The organism is Flavobacterium daemonense, from assembly GCF_007341385.1.
GTDB classification, from domain to species: domain Bacteria; phylum Bacteroidota; class Bacteroidia; order Flavobacteriales; family Flavobacteriaceae; genus Flavobacterium; species Flavobacterium daemonense.
Genome location: NZ_VJYD01000001.1, coordinates 535,608 through 543,146, shown reverse-complemented (window position 1 = coordinate 543,146; position 7,539 = coordinate 535,608). Strand labels below are relative to the sequence as shown.

The window sequence follows — 7,539 nt, the reverse complement described above, 5'->3', positions numbered from 1 at the left end:
CGAACAGAGAAGTTAAGCCCGCCAGCGCAGATGGTACTGCAGTTTTGTGGGAGAGTATGTCGTCGCCTTTCTTTTGAGAATCCTCATCATTCACTTGATGAGGATTTTTTTTGTTTTTAGAGATTCTTGGTCTTATTGAAAATCTTTTTTGATAAAATATTTATTATAAAATTCCTATTTTTACTTTCTCATATAAATATATCATTATGCAAAATGTTTTCCAGAAAGAAGATTGTAATCAGTTTATTAATAGAATAAATGAGCTTAGACCAGATTCAAAAGGATTATGGGGTAAAATGACAGTTGCTCAAATGCTTGCACATTGTAATGTTACATACGAAATGGTTTATGATAATATTCATCCGAAACCAAACACATTTATGAAATTCATTTTGAAATTGCTTGCAAAAAATACAGTTGTAGGTGATAAGCCTTATCCTAGAAATGTTCACACAGCTCCTCAGTTTATTATTAAAAATGATCGCAATTTCGAAATTGAAAAAAATCGTCTAATAGCTTATATTGATAAAACTCAAGAGATTGGTGAAAATAGTTTTGAAGGAAAAGATTCTCATTCTTTTGGGAAGTTAACATCGGCAGAATGGAATAATATGTTTGCAAAACATTTAGAGCATCATCTTTCTCAATTTGGTGTTTAAAATTTGATAACCATGAAATTTTCTATAATTATTTGTTTTTTGCTTGTAGGATTTTCGGTTAATGCTCAAAAACAGGAAGTTCAAAAAACTATTGAAACTTTTTTTGAAGGATTTCATCAAAAAGATACTTTGAAAATAAAATTGGTTTGTGCTGATAAGATGATTCTTCAATCCATTAGTGAGAGTGTTTCAAAGGGAAATAAATTATCTGAGGAAAAAGCTAATGAATTTTATAAATCAATTGCATCAATTCCGTCGATTATGAAGTTTCAGGAGAAAATACTTAGTTATACTATTCAAATTGATGGAACAATGGCGCATGTTTGGGCGCCTTATGAATTTTATCTAAATGATAAATTAAGTCATTCAGGAGTAAATACTTTTACTTTGTTTAAAGAAAAAGATTCTTGGGAAATTATATATTTAATTGATACTCGAAGAAAATAACTTTTAAAGAACTTCTGTAGCATAATAAAAGCAAAAATCGGTCAAAGGGCATTCGTCACATTTTGGTTTTGGTCTACAGGTTTCTCTTCCTAAAAATGATATTGCCATTCCAATTTCAGACCAAATACTTTTTGGCAAAACCTGCATTAAATCTTTCTCTACTTTATTGCCATCTTTTGCTTCTTTTATTATTCCGATTCTAGGTGCGACACGAATGACATGTAAATCGGCAATAATGCCTTCTGCCGGTTGATTTGTTTCTCTCAGAATAACATTTGCTGATTTTCTTCCGACTCCTTTCAATGCCGTTAACTCTTTCATGTTTAAAGGAATATCAGCATCATTTTTAAGTGTTTTTGCAATTTCTAAAAGCCAATTTGCTTTTGTGCCAAAATTCCGAACTTTACTTATGTATGAAATTAATGTTTCAAGGTCTGTTTTTGATAAACTGTTAAGTGTTGGGAATTTTTCAAATAGCACAGGTGCTATTTTGTTAATATTTGCATCAGAATCTTGTGCTGACAAAATTACCATTACTAATAACTGATAGGTGTTTTTATATTCTAAAGGATGCTTTTTGCCTTTATATTTATTCAAAATAGGTTTCAGTTTTATTTCCCAATCTGTTGTTTCTCCAAATAAATCCATTTCAGTTTTAGTTTAAATTAGAAATTGTAAGCTGTAACTATCACAAAATTAGTTAGTTTTGATGAAATTCATGATTTTTTTTATAACATTTTGATTGCCAAGTATTTTTCTGTGTCCCAATCCATCGGTTAAATACACAGTTCCATTTTCGAGTTGTTGATGAATATGAATTCCAGCTTTAACAGAAACTTCAGGATCATCATTGTCATGAATTACTAAAACTGGTATTTTTACTTTCTGTGCTGCTCTGTAGGCTGAAAAGTCATCCATTTTGACTTGATATTTCTCTTCAAAAAGATTACGCAGGCGTTCACTTATTTCTTGTTTTAAACCTAATTTTGAAATGAACTCATCCAAAATATCCTGTACAATATCACCGCTTCCTATTATAATTGCCTTATTCGTTTGTAGTCCGTCTTTTATTGCGTTTAAAACTGACATTCCACCAAGTGAATGACCTATTGCCATTTCGAAAGGTCCAAATTGTTTTTCAAGTTCTAATATAGAAGCAATAAACTCAGACATTATCGTAGATTTTCCTCTTGATTTTCCATGTGCTGGAGCATCGAAACTAACTGTTGAAAAACCATTTTTCAAAAGTTCGTCTGCTATTTTAAACAGCTGAGTGCCTCTTCCAGACCATCCATGGACTAATAAAATTTTACGATCGCTTTCTCCATATTGATATGTCACAATATTTTTATTTATCGCTGGGACATGAATTATTTTGTGAACACTTTTAGAATCCATTTCAAGTTCTCGTTTTGGAACCTTATGTTTTATTGGTGTTGTAAATAATTTCGCTGCATATTTGGTAACCAATTTGGTTGAAATAAAAGCGCAAATTTTACAGGATAGAATAATAAACTGTGGAATTTTTAATGATTTAGTAGGATTAGTTTCCTTTTTTGCCATAATTAATAAATTTTTTAAGAAAGCTGAATTTTGCTTATTTTTTCCTAAATTTAAAAAACATAAAAGTAGCATATTAATAATTGTTTGTAGAAAAAAAATAAATCATTAATTGCTATTTAATCTTTTTATAAATTTTCAGCATGGAAATATTTCATTTAAGTGCAGAGTGTTACCCAATGGCAAAAGTGGGTGGACTGGCTGACGTTGTTGGAGCATTGCCTAAGTATCAGACAAATGCAGGTCATGAAGTCAGAGTTGTCGTTCCATGTTACGATACTAAATTCAAAAAAGAAAACGATTTTGAATGTGTTCACTGGGGAAATATCAAGCTTGGGAATTTTGATTTTCCGTTTAGCGTTTTAAAAGAAACATCAGATAAATTAGGTTACGAATTATATCTAATCGAAATTAAAGATTTGTTTGACCGTCCAAACGTTTATGGATATGAAGATGATATTGAACGTTTTTTATCTTTTCAAATAGCAAGTTTAGATTGGATTTTAGCACGAAAAAAAGTTCCTGAAATTATAAATTGTCATGATCATCATACTGGTGTTGTTCCGTTTATGATGAAATATGCTTACAAATATGCGAGTCTGCAAAATGTAAAAACTGTTATTACAATTCACAATGGCCTGTACCAAGGCTGGTTTGGTTTTGACAAACTGCATTATTTGCCAGAATTTGATTTAAGACACATCGGTTTTTTAGAATGGAATCATTCAATTAATTCGTTGGCAGTTGGTATAAAATGTGCAAATGCTGTGACAACTGTTTCTCCTAGTTATTTAAATGAGATCAATTATGCAGCAAATGGTTTAGAATCGTTGTTTAATTCTGTTAGGAGTAAATCGAAAGGAATTTTAAACGGAATTGATATTGAAGTTTGGGATCCTACAAAAGATAAAATGCTTGAATATCATTATTCAATTGAAAATTTTGAATCGGGGAAACAAAAAAACAAAGAAAAACTTTGTGAGCAGTTTGATTTAGATCCTACAAAACCGCTTTTTAGTTTCATTGGTCGCTTATTTGAAGAAAAAGGTGGAGATCTATTGCCACAAGCTTCTGCATTGGCATTATCGGAAAATTTCGAAAACATTAATATTCTGATTTTAGGATCAGGAAATACAGAAATAGAATCGCAATTAACACAATTGCGTAATGATTATAAAGGCAACTACAATGTTTTTATTGGTTACAATGAAGAATTGGCGCATTTAATTTATGCCGGTTCCGATTATATTTTAATGCCATCAAGAGTTGAACCATGTGGTTTGAACCAGATGTATGCAATGCGATATGGAACCGTTCCGATTGTGAGAAGAACTGGAGGATTAAGAGATACAGTGATTGATTTTGGGGATGAAGGGAATGGTATTTGCCATGACCAAGCATCGGTTGGAGATATTTGTTATTCAATAAATCGTGCGGTCAAATTATATGATGATAAAATAAATTTCAACATAGTTTTAAAACGAGGAATGGCGGCAGATCATTCCTGGGAAAGAGTGTGCCAAGAATATATCGAGATATACAACCTAATAATTGAGAAAAATGAAATTTAAAAAGAAAAATGTAGTTGCTATTATTTTAGGAGGAGGACAAGGATCACGTTTGTTTCCGTTGACGGAAACAAGATCAAAACCTGCAGTGCCAATTGGTGGAAAGTACCGATTAGTGGATATTCCTATTTCAAATTGTATCAATTCTGATATTTTTAAAATATTTGTTTTGACACAATTCAATTCTGCATCATTAAATGCACACATTAAGAACACTTTTAATTTTAGTATTTTCAGTCAGTCTTTCGTTGATATTTTAGCTGCTGAACAAACTCCAGACAATCCTACATGGTTTCAAGGAACTGCCGATGCCGTTAGACAATGCATGTCACATTTTTTAAAGCACGATTTTGACCATGCTTTGATTCTTTCCGGAGATCAATTGTACCAAATGGATTTTAACGAAATGCTGGAAGCGCACATTGCGGCCGATGCTGAAATTTCTATCGCAACGTTACCTGTAAATGCAAAAGACGCACCAGAATTCGGAATTTTAAAAACCGATCATGAAAACAATATTCATGCTTTTATAGAAAAACCTCATGCTTCTTTATTGCCAGAATGGGAGTCTGAAGTGAGTGAGCATATGCAGGAAAAAGGTAAAAAGTATCTTGCATCAATGGGAATTTATATTTTTAATAAATCGTTGTTGGAAGAATTAATGGCTAATCCGGAAACGAAAGATTTTGGAAAAGAAATTATTCCTCAAGCCGTTGGAAAGCATAAGATTTTGAGTTATCAATATGAAGGATATTGGACAGATATTGGAAATATTGAATCATTTTTTGAGGCTAATATTGGTTTAACGGCAGATATTCCTGAATTTAATTTGTTTGATAATGACAATAAAATTTTCACAAGACCTAGATTGCTTCCGCCATCAAAATTCAGAAATTCGATTATAAACCAGTCGCTTATTTCCGAAGGCTGTATCATAAATGCGAAAGAAATTAAAAGTTCAGTGATTGGAATTCGTTCTAGAATTGGTGAAGGCACTGTTTTAGAAAATTGTTACGTAATGGGCAATGATTTCTATCAAGATTTAGATGAACTGAATCACGAAGCCAGTATCAATAAAATTCATGTTGGGATAGGTGAAAACTGCTTTATACAAAATGCTTTGGTTGATAAAAATGTTCGCATTGGAAATAACGTTCACATTAGCGGCGGCAAGCATTTAGACAATTTTACCAATGAATTGTACAGCATAAAAGACGGTATTGTTGTCATTAAAAAAGGAGCAATTCTTGCAGATAATTTTAGAATTGAATAAAAGCAAAAATCCAAAACCCAAATTCTAATAGTTGCCTTAAAAACCAAATATGACAAAAGTAATCACGTATTCTCTTTTTACTGATTTTGATATCGATTTATTCAAAGCGGGAAAACATTTTAAATTATACGAAAAGTTAGGAGCGCATTTAATTGAAGTAAATGGAGTTAAGGGAGTTTACTTTGCCGTTTGGGCACCCACTGCAAAGTCGGTTTCTGTGGTGGGCGATTTTAACTATTGGACGCAAGATGAACATCAGCTTCAAGTTCGATGGGATTCTTCAGGAATTTGGGAAGGTTTTATTCCAGATTTGTCTAAAGGTTCGCTTTATAAGTATAAAATTCAATCAAATATAGATGGAATTGCAACTGAAAAGGCAGATCCTTTTGCACTATATTGCGAAAAACCGCCTCATACAGCTTCAGTTGTCTGGGATTTGGATTACACTTGGAAAGATAAGAATTGGATGGAATCCCGCCATGAAAATAACGCTTTAGACAAACCTTATTCGGTTTATGAAGTTCATTTAGGTTCATGGAAACGAGGAGAACACAATCGGTTTTTGAGTTATTTAGAGTTGGCAGATGATCTCGTAAATTATGTCAAAGAGACTGGTTTTACGCATGTTGAATTTATGCCAATTATGGAATATCCTTATGATCCTTCGTGGGGATATCAATTGACGGGTTATTTTGCACCAACTTCGCGTTTTGGAAAACCGCAAGATTTTATGGTTTTGGTGGATAAATTGCATCAAGCAGGCATCGGAGTTATTTTAGATTGGGTTCCGTCACATTTTCCTGATGATGCACATGGTCTTGGTTTCTTTGATGGCTCACATTTGTATGAACATCCAGATCGCAGAAAAGGCTATCACCCGGATTGGAAAAGTTTGGTTTTTAATTATGGACGTAATGAAGTCCGTGCTTTTTTAATCAGTAATGCTGTTTTTTGGCTTCAAAATTATCATGCTGACGGACTTAGAGTTGATGCTGTTGCGTCAATGCTTTATCTTGATTATTCTAGAAATGAAGGTGAATGGGAAGCTAATATTTATGGTGGAAGAGAAAATCTTGAAACAATTAGTTTTCTTAAAGAATTCAATGAAGTTATTTATGCTAATTTTTCTGGAGTTCAAACCATTGCAGAAGAAAGCACTTCGTTTCCGATGGTTTCAAGACCAACATTTACAGGAGGTTTAGGTTTTGGAATGAAATGGATGATGGGCTGGATGCACGATACTTTAAAATATTTCCAAAAAGAAACTGTTTATCGAAAATACCATCAAAATGATTTGACATTTTCGATGACATATGCTTTTACCGAAAATTTCATGCTTCCGTTTTCTCACGATGAAGTTGTTTACGGAAAAAAATCGCTTATTTATAAAATGCCTGGCGACGAATGGCAACGATTTGCTAATTTAAGATTGCTGTACGGATATATGTTTACGCATCCGGGAACAAAATTATTGTTCATGGGAGCTGAATTTGGTCAGAGCGACGAATGGAATTTTGAAAAAAGCCTTGATTGGCATTTGCTTCAATATGATTTTCATTCGGGTATTAAAAAAGTGATTACAGATTTGAATCAGTTATATAAATCAAGCCCAGCATTGTATGAAAAACAATTTACAGGCCAAGGTTTTGAGTGGATTAATTATTCAGATCATCAAAATGCTGTTATTTCGTATATCCGAAAAGGAAATAATGAAAATGAAAATCTAATTGTCGTTTGTAATTTCACACAGATTGTCCGAGAAAATTATAGAATTGGAATTTCTAAAAAAGGAAAATTGAAAGAAATTTTTAATACAGATGCGGTCATTTACGGAGGAAGCGGTGTTGCAAATCACAAGCCTTTAAAAGTTGATAATTCACCTTATGATGGAAGAGATTTTTCTGTAGAATTAATTTTGCCACCTTTGAGTGTTACTGTTTATTCTTTCGAATAGAAGTTGCATTGATTTTTTTGTAATGCTAAATTAGAATTTAAATGTTCTTAAATTATCGAATTGTCGATTTTAAGCGTC

7 protein-coding genes and 1 rRNA gene are annotated in these 7,539 nt (G+C 32.4%); 6 read left to right on the top strand and 2 right to left on the bottom strand.

The genetic code is table 11. The annotated features are described in order from the left end of the window. The 3 genes from rrf to FND99_RS02315 all read left to right on the top strand — a co-directional run. Positions 1-71: ribosomal RNA gene (gene rrf, locus FND99_RS20390) — 5S ribosomal RNA — on the top strand; the annotation flags it as partial. 135 nt (positions 72-206) lie between these two features. Then, entirely contained in the window at positions 207-659 is a 453-nt protein-coding gene (locus tag FND99_RS02320) for a DUF1569 domain-containing protein (RefSeq protein ID WP_144336381.1), read from the top strand. Between the two features lie 12 nt (positions 660-671). Continuing rightward, entirely contained in the window at positions 672-1,106 is a 435-nt protein-coding gene (locus tag FND99_RS02315) for a nuclear transport factor 2 family protein (RefSeq protein WP_144336380.1), read from the top strand. 3 nt (positions 1,107-1,109) lie between these two features. Here the strand turns inward: FND99_RS02315 and FND99_RS02310 are convergent, their stop codons facing one another. Continuing rightward, on the bottom strand, positions 1,110-1,754 hold the full coding sequence (locus FND99_RS02310) for an endonuclease III domain-containing protein (RefSeq protein ID WP_144336379.1): 645 nt from the start codon (positions 1,752-1,754) through the stop codon (positions 1,110-1,112). Between the two features lie 48 nt (positions 1,755-1,802). Then, positions 1,803-2,669, bottom strand: a complete 867-nt coding sequence (locus FND99_RS02305) for an alpha/beta hydrolase (protein ID WP_144336394.1) — start codon at positions 2,667-2,669, stop codon at positions 1,803-1,805. Positions 2,670-2,809: 140 nt separating this feature from the next. Here FND99_RS02305 and FND99_RS02300 point away from each other — a divergent pair, with 140 nt between their 5' ends. From FND99_RS02300 to glgB, 3 genes are read left to right on the top strand one after another with little or no spacing between them, the layout of a single operon-like run. Then, the gene (locus FND99_RS02300) at positions 2,810-4,237 is read left to right on the top strand and encodes a glycogen synthase (RefSeq protein ID WP_144336378.1); all 1,428 of its coding nucleotides are present in this window, start codon (positions 2,810-2,812) and stop codon (positions 4,235-4,237) included. Then, entirely contained in the window at positions 4,227-5,507 is a 1,281-nt protein-coding gene (locus FND99_RS02295; RefSeq protein WP_144336377.1) for a glucose-1-phosphate adenylyltransferase, read from the top strand. The genes FND99_RS02300 and FND99_RS02295 overlap by 11 nt, the downstream gene beginning before the upstream one ends. A gap of 49 nt (positions 5,508-5,556) precedes the next feature. Further along, on the top strand, positions 5,557-7,461 hold the full coding sequence (glgB, locus tag FND99_RS02290) for a 1,4-alpha-glucan branching protein GlgB (protein ID WP_144336376.1): 1,905 nt from the start codon (positions 5,557-5,559) through the stop codon (positions 7,459-7,461). The last annotated feature ends 78 nt before the right edge of the window (positions 7,462-7,539 follow it).